The sequence below is a fragment of the Pseudomonas sp. ASL3 genome (assembly GCF_056680425.1).
The window spans coordinates 2,139,162-2,156,952 of the sequence record NZ_CM155281.1 but is presented as its reverse complement, the minus strand read 5'-3'; the positions used below and the strand labels follow the sequence as shown (position 1 = coordinate 2,156,952).

General features: G+C 61.0%; 19 protein-coding genes. 3 read left to right on the top strand and 16 right to left on the bottom strand.

The window, feature by feature from the left end; all coding sequences use genetic code 11:
- Nucleotides 1-6: 6 nt before the first annotated feature.
- The 7 genes from sufT to nirD form a co-directional block, all read right to left on the bottom strand.
- Nucleotides 7-855 (bottom strand): putative Fe-S cluster assembly protein SufT, encoded by an 849-nt coding sequence (gene sufT, locus AC1MEE_RS09825; RefSeq protein WP_480415155.1) that lies wholly within the window; start codon nucleotides 853-855, stop codon nucleotides 7-9.
- A 3-nt stretch (nucleotides 856-858) separates the two neighbouring features.
- A complete protein-coding gene (gene sufU, locus AC1MEE_RS09820; protein WP_480415153.1) occupies nucleotides 859-1,317 on the bottom strand; it encodes a Fe-S cluster assembly sulfur transfer protein SufU in 459 nt (152 codons plus the stop codon).
- Nucleotides 1,314-2,588, bottom strand: a complete 1,275-nt coding sequence (locus AC1MEE_RS09815; protein WP_480415152.1) for a cysteine desulfurase — start codon at nucleotides 2,586-2,588, stop codon at nucleotides 1,314-1,316. The genes sufU and AC1MEE_RS09815 overlap by 4 nt, the downstream gene beginning before the upstream one ends.
- Entirely contained in the window at nucleotides 2,585-3,913 is a 1,329-nt protein-coding gene (gene sufD / locus AC1MEE_RS09810; RefSeq protein ID WP_480415151.1) for a Fe-S cluster assembly protein SufD, read from the bottom strand. The genes AC1MEE_RS09815 and sufD overlap by 4 nt, the downstream gene beginning before the upstream one ends.
- Nucleotides 3,910-4,674, bottom strand: a complete 765-nt coding sequence (gene sufC / locus AC1MEE_RS09805) for a Fe-S cluster assembly ATPase SufC (protein ID WP_480415149.1) — start codon at nucleotides 4,672-4,674, stop codon at nucleotides 3,910-3,912. Before sufC ends, sufD begins: the two co-directional genes overlap by 4 nt.
- Nucleotides 4,675-4,689: 15 nt before the next feature.
- On the bottom strand, nucleotides 4,690-6,138 hold the full coding sequence (gene sufB, locus AC1MEE_RS09800) for a Fe-S cluster assembly protein SufB (RefSeq protein WP_480415148.1): 1,449 nt from the start codon (nucleotides 6,136-6,138) through the stop codon (nucleotides 4,690-4,692).
- A gap of 88 nt (nucleotides 6,139-6,226) precedes the next feature.
- Nucleotides 6,227-6,544: a nitrite reductase small subunit NirD gene (nirD, locus tag AC1MEE_RS09795; protein WP_480415146.1), complete on the bottom strand. Its 318-nt coding sequence runs from the start codon at nucleotides 6,542-6,544 to the stop codon at nucleotides 6,227-6,229.
- Between the two features lie 213 nt (nucleotides 6,545-6,757).
- Between nirD and AC1MEE_RS09790 the strand changes: the two genes are divergently transcribed.
- The 3 genes from AC1MEE_RS09790 to AC1MEE_RS09780 are packed head-to-tail and all read left to right on the top strand — an operon-like array spanning nucleotide 6,758 to nucleotide 10,708.
- Nucleotides 6,758-8,131: a glutamine synthetase family protein gene (locus AC1MEE_RS09790; RefSeq protein WP_480415144.1), complete on the top strand. Its 1,374-nt coding sequence runs from the start codon at nucleotides 6,758-6,760 to the stop codon at nucleotides 8,129-8,131.
- A 22-nt stretch (nucleotides 8,132-8,153) separates the two neighbouring features.
- Nucleotides 8,154-9,545, top strand: a complete 1,392-nt coding sequence (locus AC1MEE_RS09785; RefSeq protein WP_480415143.1) for an aldehyde dehydrogenase family protein — start codon at nucleotides 8,154-8,156, stop codon at nucleotides 9,543-9,545.
- 2 nt (nucleotides 9,546-9,547) lie between these two features.
- Nucleotides 9,548-10,708 (top strand): iron-containing alcohol dehydrogenase, encoded by a 1,161-nt coding sequence (locus tag AC1MEE_RS09780; RefSeq protein ID WP_480415142.1) that lies wholly within the window; start codon nucleotides 9,548-9,550, stop codon nucleotides 10,706-10,708.
- Nucleotides 10,709-10,730: 22 nt separating this feature from the next.
- Here the strand turns inward: AC1MEE_RS09780 and AC1MEE_RS09775 are convergent, their stop codons facing one another.
- The 9 genes from AC1MEE_RS09775 to AC1MEE_RS09735 all read right to left on the bottom strand — a co-directional run bounded on the left by AC1MEE_RS09775 (nucleotide 10,731) and on the right by AC1MEE_RS09735 (nucleotide 17,791).
- The gene (locus tag AC1MEE_RS09775) at nucleotides 10,731-11,201 is read right to left on the bottom strand and encodes a YbhB/YbcL family Raf kinase inhibitor-like protein (RefSeq protein ID WP_480415141.1); all 471 of its coding nucleotides are present in this window, start codon (nucleotides 11,199-11,201) and stop codon (nucleotides 10,731-10,733) included.
- A gap of 125 nt (nucleotides 11,202-11,326) precedes the next feature.
- Nucleotides 11,327-12,223: a nucleotidyl transferase AbiEii/AbiGii toxin family protein gene (locus tag AC1MEE_RS09770; RefSeq protein WP_480415140.1), complete on the bottom strand. Its 897-nt coding sequence runs from the start codon at nucleotides 12,221-12,223 to the stop codon at nucleotides 11,327-11,329.
- Nucleotides 12,210-12,779 carry a type IV toxin-antitoxin system AbiEi family antitoxin gene (abiEi, locus tag AC1MEE_RS09765; protein WP_480415139.1) on the bottom strand — a complete coding sequence of 190 codons (570 nt, stop codon included), beginning with the start codon at nucleotides 12,777-12,779 and terminating at the stop codon, nucleotides 12,210-12,212. Before abiEi ends, AC1MEE_RS09770 begins: the two co-directional genes overlap by 14 nt.
- A gap of 102 nt (nucleotides 12,780-12,881) precedes the next feature.
- On the bottom strand, nucleotides 12,882-13,526 hold the full coding sequence (gene maiA, locus AC1MEE_RS09760) for a maleylacetoacetate isomerase (RefSeq protein ID WP_480415138.1): 645 nt from the start codon (nucleotides 13,524-13,526) through the stop codon (nucleotides 12,882-12,884).
- 49 nt (nucleotides 13,527-13,575) lie between these two features.
- On the bottom strand, nucleotides 13,576-14,919 hold the full coding sequence (locus AC1MEE_RS09755) for an MFS transporter (protein ID WP_480415137.1): 1,344 nt from the start codon (nucleotides 14,917-14,919) through the stop codon (nucleotides 13,576-13,578).
- Between the two features lie 45 nt (nucleotides 14,920-14,964).
- Nucleotides 14,965-15,279, bottom strand: a complete 315-nt coding sequence (locus AC1MEE_RS09750; RefSeq protein WP_480415136.1) for a non-heme iron oxygenase ferredoxin subunit — start codon at nucleotides 15,277-15,279, stop codon at nucleotides 14,965-14,967.
- 8 nt (nucleotides 15,280-15,287) lie between these two features.
- Nucleotides 15,288-15,761, bottom strand: coding sequence for an aromatic-ring-hydroxylating dioxygenase subunit beta (locus AC1MEE_RS09745; RefSeq protein ID WP_480415135.1), 474 nt, complete (start codon nucleotides 15,759-15,761; stop codon nucleotides 15,288-15,290).
- A gap of 4 nt (nucleotides 15,762-15,765) precedes the next feature.
- Nucleotides 15,766-17,037 carry an aromatic ring-hydroxylating dioxygenase subunit alpha gene (locus AC1MEE_RS09740; RefSeq protein WP_480415134.1) on the bottom strand — a complete coding sequence of 424 codons (1,272 nt, stop codon included), beginning with the start codon at nucleotides 17,035-17,037 and terminating at the stop codon, nucleotides 15,766-15,768.
- 58 nt (nucleotides 17,038-17,095) lie between these two features.
- A complete protein-coding gene (locus AC1MEE_RS09735) occupies nucleotides 17,096-17,791 on the bottom strand; it encodes a fumarylacetoacetate hydrolase family protein (RefSeq protein ID WP_480415133.1) in 696 nt (231 codons plus the stop codon).

Below are 17,791 nucleotides of genomic sequence, written 5' to 3'. Positions count from 1 at the left end.
GGTTCCTCACAGCAGCCCCAGCTGAAGGCGGGCCGCATCGGACATGCGGCTTTGATCCCAGGGCGGCTCCCAGACGATCTCGACCTCGACCTGGCTGACCCCGGGGATGGTCTTGACCCTGGTGCGCGCCTCCTCCTTCAGCACGTCGCCCATCCCGCAACCGGGCGCGGTCATGGACATCTTGATCTCGACTCGCTGGCCGCCATCGGCGAGCGGTCGGGTTTCGCATTGGTAGATCAGCCCGAGATCGACCACGTTGACCGGAATCTCCGGGTCGTAGACGGTCCGCAGCATGTCGAGCACCTGCTGGATGTCGAAGGCGCCGCTGGCCGCCGGCTGGCCGCTCGCCTGGGGCTGCCCTCCCTGGCGAGTATCCAGCCCCAAGGCGTCGGCGTCGCCGGCAGTGATCCGCGCCAGCCGGCCCCCGGCGATCTGAACCGTGAAGCTGCCGCCGAGCGCCTGGGTCACCACCACACGCTCGCCGCGCCTCAGTTGCAGCTGCTCTCCGCGCGGAATCAGGGTTGCCGCGCAGTCCCGCGTGAGCTCGATCGGCTGGGGACGGCCCGGCTGGTTCGGGTTGTCGAACTGGAAGCCGGCGCCGCGCAGTTCATACACGAAGTCGATGGCCAGGCCATCGGCTCGCCCTGCGCTCGCGGGATCGAGCGTCAGACTGATGCCGTCTGTTTCGACGGCGATATCGCCCTCGGCGCTGGGCTCGAAGAGCAACTCATGAGCGAAACGCTCGTCGATCTTGAGTCGTACCGAGACCCCGCTCTCATCCGCCAGGGCGGCGCGCAAGATTCGCCGCGCCGAGTCGCTGAGGCGAATGTTGGGGATGAATAGATCGGTTGCCATGGCTTACTCCGTCGAGACCTGTGAGCCGCCTCCTTCGAGGGCACTGCGCAGCGTGTGCCACGCCAGGGTGGCGCACTTGACCCGCACCGGGAACGCCCATACCCCCGAAAGCACCGCGAGTTTGCCGAGTTCAGCGGACGTCACCTGAGCGCTTGGTCCTTCGGTGAGCAGCGTATGCACACGGACAAAGAGTGCCAGCGCCTCCTCCGGCTTCTTCCCCTTGACCGCCAGGGTCATCAAGGACGCCGACGCCTGGGAGATGGCGCAGCCGCCCCCCTGGAAGGCGATGTCCTCGATCACGCCGCCCGCGAGCTTGATATAGATCCTGAGCTGATCGCCGCACAGCGGATTGAAGCCCTCTGCCGTACAGGTAGCGTCTTCGAGCTGGCGGAAATTGCGCGGCCGCTTGCCGTGGTCGATGATCACGTCCTGGTAGAGATCACGCAGTTCATCGCTACTCATCGGAACACCTCCTGGACCTTCGCCAGGCCAGCCACCAGCGCATCGATATCCTGTTCGTTGCTGTAGCAGCCGAGCGAGGCGCGGGCGGTGGCGGCCACACCGAAGCGCTTCATCAAGGGTTGTGCGCAGTGGTGCCCGGTGCGAATCGCCACCCCCTCGCGGTCGAGGATGGTACCGATATCGTGCGGATGGATGCCATCGAGGACGAACGAGAGCACGCCGACTTTCTCCGCTGCAGTGCCGATCAGCCTGAGGCCGGGCACCGCTGCAAGTGCCTTCAGTGCGTAGGCCAGCACAGTCTGCTCGTGGGCGGCAATGGCCTCTGGCCCCAGCTCGCCGAGGAAGTCGACCGCCGCGCCGAGGCCTATCGCGCCGGCCATGTTCGGCGTCCCCGCTTCGAACCTGTACGGCGGTTTGTTGTAGACGGTCTTCTCGAAAGTGACCGAGAGGATCATGTCGCCGCCTCCCTGGTAAGGCGGCATGGCTTCGAGCAGCTCGCGGCGGCCATAAAGCACGCCTATGCCGGTGGGACCATACATCTTGTGGCCTGACAGTGCGTAGAAGTCGCAGCCTAGCGCTCGCACGTCGACCTCAACGTGGGGGGCCGCCTGAGCACCGTCGACCAGCACGGGTACGCCACGGGCGTGGGCGAGTTCGACGATGCGCCGGATCGGGTTGATGGTGCCGAGCACATTTGAGACATGGGTGACGGCCACTAGCCGGGTTTTGGGCCCGATCAGCTGTTCCAGCTCGTCGAGCAGGAGTTCGCCGGCGTCGTCGATGGGGGCCACCCGCAGTCGGGCGCCGGTCTGCTCGCAGAGCATCTGCCAGGGCACGATGTTCGAGTGGTGCTCCATGGCGCTGATCAACACCTCGTCGCCTGCGCGGAGCTGAGCCTTGCCATAGGTTTGCGCCACGAGATTGATCGCTTCGGTCGTACCGCGGACGAAGACAATCTCCTCGACGTGCTCGGCATTGAGGAAGCCCTGGACCTTGGTCCGAGCCTTCTCGTACTCCTCGGTGGCGCGCACCGAGAGGTAGTGCACGCCACGGTGCACGTTGGCGTTCTCCTGCAGGAAGAAGCGCGACATCGCCTCTATGACCGCCAGCGGCTTCTGGCTGGTCGCGGCGCTGTCGAGGTAAATCAGCGGCTTGCCATAGATCCGCTGCGCGAGGATCGGGAACGCCTGGCGCACGCGTTCGACGTCGTAGCCAGCCGCAAGGTCGAGCTGTTTCGGCAGTGTGTGAAGGCTGCTTTCGAGGTCACTCATGCCGGCACCTCCAGGCCCCGCAGCTGCGCCGCGACCAGTCGCTCCATATGGGCCCGCAGCGGCTCCGGGTGAATAAGCTCCAGCATCTCGCTGACGAACGCAAAGGTCAGTAGAGATCGCGCCGCCGCCAGGGAAATCCCCCGCGAGCGCAGGTAGAAAATAGCTTGCTCATCCAGTTGGCCGACGGCGGCACCGTGAGCGCACTTGACGTCATCGGCGAAGATCTCCAGCCGTGGCTGGGTGTTGACCTGGGCCAACGTCGACAACAAAAGATTTTTGTTGGTCTGTCTGGCATCCGTCTTCATCGCCCCCGGGCGCACGATGATCCGCCCGTCGAAGACCCCGTGCCCGCGATCATCGATCACGCCCTTATAGAGTTCGCGGCTGGTGCAGCGCGGCGTCAGGTGCTCGATGGTCGTCTGGTTGTCCAGGTGCTGTTCGCCACGGGGCAGATACAGACCGTTCAGGGCGACCTCCGCGCCGGGGCCCTCGAGCACGACCCGCACCTCCTGCCGTGCCAGCGCCGCGCCTAGTGCAAAGGAGTGCGCGGCAAAATGACTGCCCTGGGCCTGGCGTACGCTGAGTAGCGCGACATGGAACGCCGCCGTGCTGTCGTTCTGCACCGTGTAGTGTTCGAGCGCAGCGTCCGCGTCGAGCACCACCTCGCTGACGGCATTGCTGAGGTAGACGTCTCCCCCGCTGCCGACGTGGCTTTCCACTAAGGTCGCGCGGCTCCCTGCCCCCACCCGCACCAAGGTGCGAGGATGCGTCACCAGCGGCGTGGCGCCCGGGTCCGAGAGGAACACCAGGTGGATTGGCTTTTCGACCGTCGTGTGGGCGGGTATCTGCACCAACGCTCCATCCTCGGCGAGGGCCGCATTGAGCGCGGTGAAGGCCTGCGGCTGCGTGCGGAATGCATGGGCGAACAGGGCTTCGAGCGCCCCGCTGTCGGAACGCAGCAGCGTCGCGAAATGGATCACCTGAGTACCAGGGGGGAGCTCCTCAAGCACCGAAAACTCAGCGGCGAAATAGCCATTGACGAAGACCAGCCGCGGACCGCCGTAGTCGCCGGCGAGCCGCTCGACGCTGGCGGCCGACAGGCGCCGGCTCGTGCCCGCCTCGGCTGGCTGGAAAGAGGTCTCCAGGATGGGCGCGACTCGCGTGTACTTCCAGGCCTCGTCCCTGGCCGTGGGAAAGCCTTGTTCGGCCACCCACTGGAACGCCGCGCGGCGCAACGCCTGCAGCCAGACTGGATGCCGGGCGTCGGCCCTGGGTTTGAGTCGGGCGAGGAACGCCGCGCTCGCTACGCTTGCAGCCGTGTTCATGGCCTGACTCCTGGCGTTGCAGGACCCTGCTCGTAGCTCGTATAGCCGTGCTTCTCGAGCTCGACGGCCAGGTCCTTGTCGCCGGACTGCACGATCCGGCCGTTGGCCATGACGTGGACGTGATCCGGGACTATGTAGTCGAGCAGTCGCTGGTAGTGCGTGATGACCAGCAGCGCGCGATCCTTGCGCCGCAGCGCGTTGACCCCGGCCGCGACTATCCGCAGCGCATCTATGTCAAGGCCCGAGTCGGTCTCGTCGAGAATCGCCAGCTTGGGTTCCAGAATCGCCATCTGGAAAATCTCGTTGCGCTTCTTCTCACCACCCGAGAAGTCCACGTTGACGGAGCGGTTCATAAAGCTCTGGTCCATCTCGACCAGCGCCATGCGCTCCTTGGCAAGCGCGAGGAAATCCAGCGCGTCGAGCTCCTCGAGCCCGCGCTGCTTGCGCACGGCGTTGAGGGCTGTACGCAGGAAGTAGAGGTTGCCGACGCCGGGGATCTCAACCGGGTACTGGAACGCGAGGAAGATGCCGGCGACCGCGCGCGCTTCTGGCGGCATGGCGAGCAGATCCTGACCCTCGTAGAGCACCTCGCCGCTGACCTCGTAGGTATCAAGGCCCGCCAGCACCTGGGCCAGCGTGCTTTTGCCAGAACCGTTCGGCCCCATGATCGCGTGCACCTCGCCGGCGTCGACCCGCAACGTGATGCCCTGCAGGATTTCACGGCCCTCGACGCTGGCGTGCAGATTCTTGATCTCGAGCATGCTCCACCCCGGGCCTCAGCCCACGCAGCCCTCCAGGCTCACGCCCAGCAGTTTCTGGGCTTCCACTGCGAACTCCATCGGCAGCTCCTTGAGTACTTCGCGGCAGAAGCCGTTGACGATCATCGGCACTGCGTCCTCCGCGCTGATGCCGCGCTGCCGGCAGTAGAAGAGCTGCTCATCGCTGATCTTCGAAGTGGAGGCCTCATGCTCGACTTGAGCGCTCGCGTTCTTCACCTCGATATAAGGGAAGGTGTGCGCGCCACACTGGCTGCCCAGCAGCAGGGAATCGCACTGTGTATGGTTGCGGGCGCCGGTCGCGGCCTTCTGGATCTTCACCAGGCCGCGGTAGGTGTTCTGCCCATGACCGGCGGAAATCCCCTTGGAGAGGATGGTGCTGCGCGTGTGCCGGCCGATGTGGATCATCTTGGTGCCCGTGTCCGCCTGCTGATGGTTGGCCGTCAGGGCGACCGAGTAAAACTCGCCGACCGAATAGTCGCCCTGGAGAATCACCCCCGGATACTTCCAGGTGATGGCAGAGCCGGTTTCGACCTGGGTCCAGGAGATCTTCGAATGCGCGCCTGCGCACTTGCCGCGCTTGGTGACGAAGTTGAAGATGCCGCCGCGTCCTTGTGCATCGCCCGGGTACCAGTTCTGCACCGTGGCGTACTTGATCTGGGCGTTATCCAGTGCGACCAGCTCGACCACCGCCGCGTGCAGCTGGTTATTGTCGCGCATCGGCGCGGTGCAGCCCTCGAGGTAGCTCACGTAGGCGCCCTCCTCTGCGACGATCAGCGTGCGCTCGAACTGGCCGGTGTCCGCGGCGTTGATGCGGAAGTAGGTCGACAGTTCCATTGGGCAACGCACGCCCTTGGGTACGTAGCAGAAGGAGCCGTCGGAAAACACCGCCGAGTTCAGTGTGGCGAAGAAGTTGTCGCTGTAGGGGACCACCGAACCCAGGTACTTGCGCACCAGTTCCGGATGGTTCTGCACGGCTTCGGAGAAGGAGCAGAAGATCACGCCGACCTCGGCGAGTTTGTGCTTGAAGGTGGTCGCCACCGAGACTGAATCGACAACGGCGTCCACCGCTACCCCTGTCAGGCGCTCCTGCTCGGCGAGCGAGATGCCGAGCTTGCCAAACATCTCGCGCAACTCGGGGTCGACCTCGTCGAGGCTATTGGGCCCCGGTGTTTTCGGCTTGGGCGCCGAGTAGTAGATGATGTCCTGGTAGTCGATGGGCTCGTAATGGACGTTCTGCCAGGTGGGCTCGCGCATCGTCAGCCAGTGGCGATACGCCTTCAGGCGCCAGTCAAGCAGCCACTGTGGTTCGTTCTTCTTCGCCGAGATCAGGCGGATGAGGTCTTCGTTGAGCCCGCGCGGTGCCGCGTCGCTCTCAAAATCAGAGACAAAGCCGTACTTGTAGGCACGGCTGCTGAGTTCGCGGATCCTGGCATTGTCGGTGCTCATCACTGACCCCTCCTGCTTTTGGCAGGACGATTGATCGTTTAACTATACTCCTTCCCTATATCTTGCGACTCAAGCGGGTCCGCAGCGTTCAAACATCCGACGATTGCCGCAGCAGGATGTCGTTGCCGTCCACCCGGACCTCGAACTGCTCGACTCGATAAGCCGGTTCTGTGAGGCATTCGCCGCTGGTGACGTCGAACTCGTAGGCGTGAATGGGACAGATCACCACGCTGTCGCAGAGTATTCCCTCTCCCAGCGGGCCGTCTTCGTGCGGGCAGGTGTTGTGGATGGCGAAATACTGGCCGTCCACATTGAACAGCGCGACAGGCGTTCCCCCCAGATTCACGGTCTTGCCGGTACCCGGTTCGATATCGCCCACGCAGGCGACCTTGACGAATTCACTCATGGTGCCACTCCCTCTTGACTGTCATTTTAGCTTCTGGAACTGCTCCTGATCCGCAAGGTTTCGATCACCGAGACTTGCGCACAGCAACTGTGGGCTACGCTTTCAGCAGCTCATTGCTCACGATGCTCGCTCCTGCAGGTTTTGGGTTTTTCTGAAGAGCGTCTGCAACAGCTATTTCAGACAGGCCCAAACATTTCACGCAGGACTGACGTGATGACCGAGCCACTCCTTAGCTTCGAAGAACTCAAACGCGCTGCGGCCGCAGGTGAGATCGATACCGTGCTGGTCTGCATGGTCGATATGCAGGGGCGACTGGTCGGCAAACGATTCCAGGTCGAGTTTTTCATCGACAGCGGCCATGAAGAAACCCACTGCTGCAATTACCTGCTGGCCGACGATATCGACATGGAGCCGGTGCCGGGTTACGCCGCTGCCAGTTGGAGCAAAGGCTATGGCGATTTTGTGCTGAAACCTGACATGGCCACGTTGCGTCGCGTGCCTTGGCTGGAGTGCACGGCGCTGGTGCTCTGCGATGTGCTCGATCATCACCATAGGCGGGACCTGCCGCACAGCCCGCGGGCGATCCTGAAAAAACAGGTCGAGCGACTGCGCGAGCGCGGCTACAGCGGCATGTTCGCCTCTGAGCTGGAGTTCTATCTATTCGACGAGAGTTACGAGGCAATCCACGAGCGGAACTACCACAAGCCAAAGACGGCCGGCCACTACATCGAGGATTACAACATCCTGCAGACCACCCGCGAGGAGCCGGTGCTCCGAGCGATACGCAAACATCTGCAGGCATCAGGCATTCCCGTGGAAAACTCCAAGGGGGAATGGGGGCCGGGCCAGGAAGAGATCAACATCCGGTATGCCGACGCCCTGACCATGGCCGACCACCACGTCATCATCAAGCACGCCTGCAAAGAGATCGCACAACTGCAGGGCAAGGCAATCACGTTCATGGCCAAGTGGCGCTATGACGCCGCTGGCTCCAGCAGCCATATACACAATTCGCTGTGGGACAAGAATGGCAAAAAGCCGCTGTTCTTCGACCCCAAGGCTGAGTTCGGCATGTCGACGCTGATGCGCTCGTGGGTGGCCGGGCAGCTCAAATACGCCAACGATATCACCTGTTTTCTTGCGCCCTACATCAATTCGTACAAGCGTTTTCAAGCCGGCACCTTCGCGCCGACACGGGCGGTGTGGAGTCGGGACAATCGCACCGCGGGCTTTCGTTTGTGCGCAGAAGGCAGCAAAGCCATCCGTATTGAATGTCGCATCGGTGGCGCCGACCTCAACCCTTATCTGGCCTTCGCCGCCTTGATCGCCGCGGGCCTGGCCGGTATCGACGAGAAGCTCAGCCTGGCGCCGCCCTTTGAGGGCGATGCCTACCTCGACGAGCACTTGCCTGAAGTGTCAAAGACCCTGCGCGATGCCTGCGCCGCGCTCCGGGCCTCGACCATGTTGCGCGAGGCGTTCGGTGATGAAGTGATCAATCACTACGTGCACACCGCCGAGTGGGAGCAGAAAGAGTACGACCGGCGGATAACCGATTGGGAACTGCAGCGCGGCTTTGAGCGCTATTGAGCAATCCATTAATGAGAAAGTCATGACCGCAATGATTCAACTCATCTCACCGGTCGACGGTCGGGTCTACGCCGAACGCCGCTGCGCCGACACGGCGCAGATCGAGCAGGCTCTGACTGCCGCCGCAGCCGCCCAGGCGCAATGGAAGCGCCGCCCACTGAGCGAGCGCGCCGCTTTATGTAGCGCCGCCGTGGACGCGATGCTGGCGATGCAGGCTGCGATCGTGCCGGAGCTGGCCTGGCAGATGGGCCGTCCGGTACGCTTTGGCGCCAGCGAGTTGCGCGGCTTCGAAGAACGTGCCCGGCACATGATCGCCATTGCGCCTGAAGCCCTGGCGGCGGTAGAGCCCGCTCCTGTCGCGGGTTTTCGGCGTCATATCAAACGCGAGCCGATGGGTACGGTACTGGTCGTCGCGCCCTGGAATTATCCCTACCTGACTGCGGTGAATTCGATTATCCCGGCGCTGATGGCCGGCAACAGTGTCATCCTCAAACACGCCACGCAAACGCTGCTGGTCGGCGAACGTTTCGCCGAGGCCTTGCGCCGCGCCAATCTGCCCGAAGGCCTGTTCCACAACCTGCTGCTCGATCATGGGCAGACCGCCGCGATCATCGCCTCGGGAAGCGTGCAGCAGGTTAACTTCACAGGTTCAGTCGACGCCGGCAAGGCAATGGAAGCCGCTGCCATGGGGCGCTTCCTCGGCATGGGGCTGGAGCTCGGCGGCAAAGACCCGGCCTACGTACGGGCAGACGCCAACCTCGAACATGCGGTGGAAAACCTGGTGGACGGCAGCTTCTTCAACTCCGGGCAGAGCTGCTGTGCCGTCGAGCGTATCTATGTCGATAAGAACATTTACCCGGTCTTTGTCGAGCGCTTCGTCGCCTTGACCGGCCAATACGTGCTGGGCAACCCACTGGACGAAGCCACCACGCTCGGCCCGCTGGTCGCACCGAGCGCCGCTGAATTCGTTCGCCGACAGATCGCCGAAGCACTGACAAAGGGGGCCAGGGCGCTGATCGATCCAAAGGCCTTCCCCGCTGACGTGCCGGGCAGCGCCTACCTCGCGCCGCAGGTATTAGTCGACGTCACCCATCAAATGTCGGTGATGCGTGAAGAAAGCTTTGGCCCGGTGGTTGGCATCATGCCGGTAACCAGCGACGACGAAGCCATCGCCTTGATGAACGACAGTGAGTTCGGGCTCAGCGCCTCCATCTGGACGCAAGATCTCGCCGCCGCCGAACGCCTCGGCGACGAGATCGCCACCGGCACGGTTTTCATGAACCGCTGCGATTATCTGGACCCGGCCCTGGCCTGGGCCGGGGTGAAGAACAGCGGGCGCGGCGTAACGCTGTCGCGCATGGGCTACGAAAACCTGACCCGAGCGAAATCCTTCCATCTGCGCCACGAGATCTGAACATGAGCCTGACCGCGAACTGGAACTACCCCACGAGCATCCGCTTCGGTGTCGGCCGCATCGCCGAGCTGGCCGAGATCTGCCGCAGTCAAGGTATCGAGCGGCCGTTGCTGGTCACCGACAGAGGCCTGGCGCGTGCGCCGATCACTACGGCGGCGCTGGACTCCTTGCGTGCCGCCGGCCTCGGTGCAGCGATGTTTTCTGACCTCAAGCCCAATCCGGTTGAAGCCAACCTGGCGGGTGGGCTCGAGGCCTGGCGTGCCGGAAAACACGATGGCGTGGTCGCTTTCGGCGGTGGCAGCGGCCTGGATATGGGCAAACTCATCGCCTTCATGAGCGGCCAGACCCGCCCGGTTTGGGATTTCGAAGACATCGGCGACTACTGGACACGCGCCGACGAAGGCAACATCGCCCCGGTCATCGCGGTGCCGACCACCGCGGGTACGGGTTCCGAGGTGGGCCGTGCGGCGGTGATCATCGACGAGCGTACGCACACCAAACGCATCATCTTCCACCCGAAGATGATGCCGCGTGTGGTCATCAGCGACCCGGCCCTCACCGTCGGCATGCCGGCAAAGGTCACCGCTGGCACCGGCATGGATGCTTTTGCGCATTGCCTGGAGTCGTACTGCGCTCTCGGTTTTCATCCCATGGCCGAAGGTATCGCGGTGGAAGGCATGCGCCTGGTGGCCAATGCCCTGGTACGGGCAGTACACACCCCCTCCGACCTCGAGGCGCGAGCGCAAATGCTGGCGGCTGCCGCGATGGGCGCCACCGCATTCCAGAAAGGTTTGGGCGCGATGCACGCGCTCGCCCATCCGGTGGGAGCCCTGTATGACACCCATCACGGTATGACCAACGCGACCTTTATGCCCTATGTACTGCAGTTCAATCGCGCGGCCATCGAGGAACGCATCACCCGCCTGGCGGCTTATCTGCGTCTGCCAACCCCGGGCTTCGACAGCTTCCTGGCCTTCGTCCTCAAGCTGCGCAAGGACATCGGAGTACCGCATACGCTAGTTGAGCTGGGGGTGGATGATCTGCAGGCCGATCTGATCGCGGACATGGCGATTGTCGACCCTTGCGCTGGCGGCAACCCGCTGCCATTGACACGGGACGGTGCGGCAAAGATTTTCGCAGCGGCTTACCACGGCCGTATTTAGAGCATCAGGGCTTCCTTAATCCTCACCTCGTTTTACGATAGGTGCCGATCAGCTCGACCTGCTCCAGTACATGACCGCGCATTGCGCTTTCGAGTTGGGCCTTGGTGGGCTGCTTCAGGTCCGGCAATACGGTGTCCAGCGCGTAAAGCTTGTGAAAATACCGATGGGTGCCGACAGGCGGACAAGGTCCACCGTAGCCGGTTTTCTGCCAGTCGTTGAGCCCTTGTAGGGTGCCGGGCGGCAGCGCATGCAGGTCTTCAGGCAGCTCGGTTGTCCCCATGGGCAAGTTATAGAGCACCCAATGGACCCAGGTCATCTTGGGGGCCGCGGGATCTGGCGCGTCCGGGTCGTCCACGATCAGCGCCAGACTCTTGGTGCCTGACGGCACACCGCTCCAGGCCAACGGTGGAGAAACATCCTTGCCCTCACAGCTATAGAGAACCGGTATCGGACCCTGGGTATGAAAAGCGGGAGATTCGAGCACGAGTGGCATGGTCGCTACCTCTTGTTGAAGTGAGTTTGACAACGGACTTGACGCCACACGGGCGGGCTCCGCTGTCCCCGACAACAAGCACTATAGTTGGGCCACGGCGAACCACGGCAGCCAGGTGCCCGATATCACATCTTGAAGCCACCGCCGGAGTCATTGCCGTTGAGTGTTTTTTCGGTCAATGCGTAGAGATCACGTATATGTCCGACCAGAAACGTCCAGAATGCCGCCTGGTTGACGGTTTGCGTAACCAACTCCACAGGCAGGAACCGGCTCATTTCTTTACGAAAATCGGCCACGACTTTTGGCTCAGAATCCAGCATCTCCGTGCGTTCCTTGAACAGAGTCAAGAAATCCTTTGGTTCGCACTGATGGTCGACAAGCTTTTTATCGATCAAATCCAGCTGCGGCGTTATCCCTTGCTGGCGCAACCAAGCCAAGTCCCAGAGGTCACGGTTCTTGATTCGATTGGGACGCAAAGCAAAGGCCACGATCTTGTCGGCATAAATTTCTTCGCGTGTTTCCGCTTGCAGGATCAGACCGCTCGTACCCATGTCGACCCCATAAGGATTAAGGAGCAGCATGGGATGTGGCTGGTAACTTGGAATGGAACACACATCGATGTTGATGCGCTGGGCTGGCAGATCCTTACGCCCAGGCCTGGTTTGGACTTTCAGCTTCCAGGTGTCCACATTACCTTCGTCACGAACAGGCTCGCTGACTTCGACTTCAAGGCCATATTTGGTCTTCAGGCTTTCAACCAGCACCTGAGCAAGCTCGGTCAGACTCTCGCGGTTGAAGTCAGCCCCGCCCGTGAAGTCGAGATCTTCGCTCAAACGATTTGATCCGTAGCAGGCTCGCAGGCACGTACCGCCGATGAATGTCAGTTTGGCGAGCATGCCGGCAGAACTCAGTGCCAGCATGATGTTGTGATGCAGCAGCTCTTTTTCTACAACAACTCGCAAGGGGGCCAAATCCTGCTTGTTTTTAAGCGCTTCATCCACCAGTTCATCAAACAAACTCATTGGCAATACTCCAATCGATCAAGTCCATGTTCCGCCTGGCAGCCTTCATGTCACGTAATGCCTGTTGGGGGGTTGCCCGCCATAGCCGGCAACGCGAGTCATAGTGAACCTGGCCAACCAGGTCTTGTGGTTTTTGGCGGGTATGCACAAACTCGATGGTTCCCCACCGACCACATGAAATCTTGCTGCTGCGCCCGGATGACATCAGCGTGATCCAATTGATTGGGATCTGCGAGATGACCCCGGAATCGCTCAATGCAGTTTCAAGGCTGATGTAATTGAACTGAGTCGCACGCAGCCTGGCCGCTGCATGAAACAGCACCAGTCCGCTGGAGGGCTTTACCGGCTCAAACAGGTAAAGCCCCCTGCATACTCGAGCCAAATCCCCTTCCGATGCCGCCCGGCTCAACAGGGTTTTGTAGGCGCCATCAGAAAGATCAGGCACAAGGGCCCTTAGGTCATCTGGCGTGAAGAGGTAGCGCTCTTGGCTGGCCAGTCTTGCCAGGTTTCGTATCAGGCGCCGCATAGGCTGCGTGGGGTTAGAGCTTGGCTGCATGCCGATAACTCAACGGAAAGTTTCAATTAATGTAACTTACTGTTGACTCTGTAACAAGGCTGGTCAGGACGAGGAAATTGATTTTCTTATCGAGTTCATCCGCTACGGCTCACTCGCATCTGGCTGATTGCCGGGCTCCGCTAGAACAAAAGCATCGAGGCCACGACATTTTTGCGCGATCGCATGGAGGGTTGGCCAGGTCTCGAGATCGCAGCCAAAACGCTCGGCGCTGAACACCTGCGGCATTAGACAAACATCAGCCAATGTGGGCTGATCGCCATGGCAAAAACCACCCGCAGGTGATTCCTTGGCCAGCAAAGTTTCCAGTGCATTGAAGCCGTCTTCAATCCAGCGCTTGCACCAGGCGTTGACTGCCGCGTCGTCCAACCCAAGGGTGTCGCGCAAATAATTGAGCACACGCAGATTGTTCAGCGGATGGATGTCGCACGCGATCAACTGCGACAGACTTCGTACGCGCGCACGTCCTGAGGCGTCGGCTGGAAGCAGCGGCATGCCGGGAAAGGTTTCGTCCAGATACTCGATGATCGCCAACGATTGGCGCAGCACTGCTTGATCAAGTACCAGGCTGGGTACCAACGCTTGAGGGTTGATTGCCAGGTAGTCCGGCGTGCGGGTCTGGCCCTTGCGTAAATGTACGAAGCGACGTTCGGCGCTCAACCCTTTGAGGTTCAGTGCGATGCGCACACGATAAGCAGCCGACGAGCGAAAAAAGTCATACAGAATCATGAAAGGCTCCGAGCGCAACGGGGGCGCTGCATTGATTGAAAAGAACAGATCAGATTTCAGCCTTGATCGGCGTCCCCTGCCGACGGGTATAGGCCAGGCAACCCACCGCAATCGCCGCCACCAGCGCAGGTAAGGCGGCAATCATTACGATCGAGTGCCCTTCCCAACCCATGGCGAGCAGCACGCCACCGGTGATCGGGCCCAGAATCGAACCCACCCGGCCGACGCCCAATGCCCAGCCGATACCGGTCGAGCGAATGGCCGTCGGGTATAGATCGGCGACCACCGCGTTGATGCCCAACTGCGCCCCAACGATGCCGAAGCCGGCGAAGAACACTGCGGTGAGCAGGCCGTACGCTGGCAAGCCCTGAATGGCGGAAATCGAGACAAACAGCGCGGCCCCTGCGTACGCCACGGCCAGCACGGCGAACGGGTTAAAGCGGTCGACCAGGCGAGCGATGATCAAACTGCCGATTACTCCGCCACCGTTGAGCAGCGCGGTGCCCAGAATGGCGGTCTTGAGTGGTAGGCCCGTGTCTTTGAGCAGGGACGGTAGCCAGTTCACCAGGAAGTACATCACCAACAGGTTCATGAAAAATGCCGCCCACACCAGCAACGTCATCGAGGCACGCCCTTGCTTGAACAGATGGCCCACGGCGAAGCCAGTCGGTTTGATCTCCGGCAAGTAAAACCGGGTGTTAGCGGCAAAATCGTTACCCGGCACCAGGCGGCGCAAGATGTTGCCAACCTTGGCGTCCTGATTGCCTTTGGCCGTCAGGAAACGGATCGATTCTGGTAACAAACACAGCAGCAATGGAAACACCACCAAAGGCAGACCGCCCCCCAGATAAAACACCGAGCGCCAACCCCAGGCCGGGATCATCTGCGCACTGGCGAAACCACCGAACATCGAACCCAAGGGGAAGCCGGCAAACATCACGGTGACCATGGTCGCGCGCAGGCGCTTGGGGGAGTATTCGGAGGTCAGGGCGATCAGGTTCGGCATGGCTCCGCCCAGACCGATACCCGTCAAAAAGCGCAGTGCCAGCAGTTGGCCGAGGGAATTGGCAGTCACTGTGAGCAAGGCAAACAGGGCGAACAGTATCGTCGAAATCAGGATGATCTTTCGTCGTCCGCAACGGTCGGCCAAGGGACCGAAAATCAACGCACCAAAGGTCAATCCCAACAGGCCAGCACCGAACACAGGGCCAAAACTGGCGGAAGACAATCTCCATTCCGCGGCGATGGCAGGCGCCACATACGCGATGGATTGGGTATCGAAGCCATCGAGCATGGCGACGATGCCGCACAACACAATGACCATAATTTGAAAGCGACTGAGGGGGTTACTGTCGATCAGTTGACTCACGTCAACGGCGGTGGAGTGGTTCATTAGACGACCTGTTTTTATTGTGGGTGTAGGTTGTTGCCGCCCAGATCAACCGAGATTGAGCAGAATCCGTTCGCCTTCGATGCGCACTGGATAAATCCGGATGTTCTCAATGAGTGGTGCGCACAAGGCTTCGCCACTCTTCACACAAAAACGTCCCTGATGCAGTGGGCACTCGATCTGCCCGTCTTCGAGAAAACCGTCGCTGAGCCGGGCGTGCCCGTGGGTACAGGCGTTGTCGGTGGCGAACACTTCACCGTCGACCTTGTACAGCGCCACATCCCGTCCTTCGGCAATCAGCCCGATGACATCGTCATCCGGCACGTCATCAAATGACGCTACGTTGATCCAGACTTCATTCATGGCGCACCTCAGAGGGGGTAGATAATCGAGTTGGGGATCATCTCGCTGTCGAACACGCACAGACGCGACTCAAAGCGCAGCCCGTCAGGTGTCCGCAGCACGGTGTCCAGATAACGGCCGACATTGAACACACTGCTCATCTGGTCCGGCTTGGTACGGAACACCGCGTAGTTGGTTTCCACGCGAATGCGCTCGCCGTCGTCACCGAGAATGCGCGGCAGGCTGACCACATGTCGCTGGTAGTACGGGTCGTGAAACAGGGTTTCGCGAATGCCATAGATGCGGTCTTTGAGCATGCCTTTGCTTTCGAAACACAGCGTCGCCAGTGGCAAGCCGCGCTCATGGTTTTCACGGGGCTGCAATTTGTAGATGCACTGTTCAGTGAAGAACTCCGGCCAGCGATCCCAGTCAGCCGAATCCAGGGCTGCGCTGTAATCAGCGTGCAGCGCGATGAGGGCGAACAATGTTGTTTGATCAGTCATCACATCAGACCTCCATAATCCGGCGCCAGTAGTGGTACATGCCCCGAATCAGGGTTTCGGTGACCATGTGATCGGTGTTCTCGCACTCGCGACCACCCAGCTCGACCAGCGTCCGGTGGTCGGGCTTCTGGTTGAAACCTTCCTGAGAAAACTCAATGACCTCGCCATCGTCCGCCGACACGAAGCCGGCTGGGCCGAACAGATTGGCCTGGCGCAGGCGGCGCTGGGTCATTTCTTCGGTGTCGTCTTCGAAACCGAAATGGGTCCACACGAAGTCAAACGAGTGCGGCCCATTGGGCTGAATGTGCCTGGTCGACAACGAGTTCACTTGCTGCTGGATGATCACGCTGGGAAACAGCGTCATCAGCACCGCAGTCGGGCCGTTCCACCAAGGCTCATAGGCCACGTCGAGAAAGCGCTCATCGTGCAGCGCCATGCTTTCCTTGAAGCTGCTGACGCCGCTGGTGACATCACTTTTCCCGCCTTCGCCGCGGGTGGAAATCATGGCCGCGTGGCGGAACTGCTCGTCCATCACCAACTGCGATTTGTTGTCCGCACGCCACAGGCCGAACGTCACGAACCAGGTGTGCAGCAGGCCCGGGTGATACGGGTCTTTGATGTTCTCCTGCATCAGCTTCCAGTTACCGGGAATCCGCTGGCGGTTGTAGCCGAGCAATTTCAGCTTGCGACCATTGAAGGTGCGGTCAAAGTAGGCGGCAATTTGCGGCCCCAGGTAATCTTCCAGCGGTTCGACGTCATGATCGAACGAGGCGAAGACCACGCCGTTGCGCACCGCGACCTTGAGCTTGGTCAGGCCGTGATCGTCAGGTTTGAAGTCTGCCGGCATCCCGCCGTTGACCTTACCGTCCTGCTTCACGCCTCGGCGAAATGGCACGCCTTGCAGCTTGCCGGTCAGGTCGTAATTCCACTGGTGATACGGACACGTGAAATCCTTGCGGTTGCCTGACTTCTCTCGGCAGAAACTCACGCCTCGGTGAGCGCAGACGTTCTCCACCACATGCACGCTGCCATCGGCGGCACGTACCAGAATCACTGAGCGTTCGCCAACCACGGTGCGTTTGAAGTCGCCGTGCTCAGGGATTTCCGCTTCGAGCCCTACGTAGGACCAATGCTTGCCGTAGAAAATACGCTCCAGCTCACGCTGGTAAATATCGTCACGGGTGTAGGCCCAGAACGGAATCCGGCTTGAGCCGTCGTCCTTCCATTGGGGCGTCTGCCCTGTAGAGGATGCGGGGTTACCGTAGATGAGGTTCATCTCAGTCTCCTTCTTATAAGTGACGTGACGGCCCGCAAACGGACCGTCGACAACAGCGTCAGGCAACGCTGACTTCGATATGGCCAAGGCCGTCGATAGCGACCCGCATCAGGTCGCCAGGGACCACTGCACCGACGCCTTCCGGGGTGCCGGTCATGATCAGGTCACCCTCGGTCAGTTCGTCGAATGCCGTCAGATGGGCGATGCATTCGGCGACCGACCAGATCAGCTTGGCGATGTCGGAGTTTTGCCTGGTCAAGCCATTGACCTGCAGGCTGATGTTGGCGTACTCGATAAAACCGATCTGGCTGACCCGATGAATCGGACCAATAGGTGCCGATTGGCTGAACGACTTGCCGAACTCCCAGGGCCGTCCCTGATCGCGAGCGGTCAACTGCACGTCTCGCCGGGTCATATCCAGGCCGACGGCATAGCCATAGACGTGCTCAAGGGCGCGTTCGACCGGAATGTTGCGACCGCCTTTGCCGATGGCCACCACTAACTCGGCTTCGTAGTGGAAGTTGTCAGTCTTGGGCGGATACGGGATCACGGCCGTGGGGTTGGCGACCACCAGCGCCGCAGCGGGTTTCATGAAAAAGAACGGCGGCTCGCGATCGGGGTCACGACCCATTTCCCGTGCATGGGCAGCGTAGTTGCGGCCGACACAGAAGATCCGGTGGACGGCGAATTCCTTCTCGGAATCAATAATCGGCAGGCTGCGCACGGCGGCAGGGGTGAACACGTAAGACGTCAT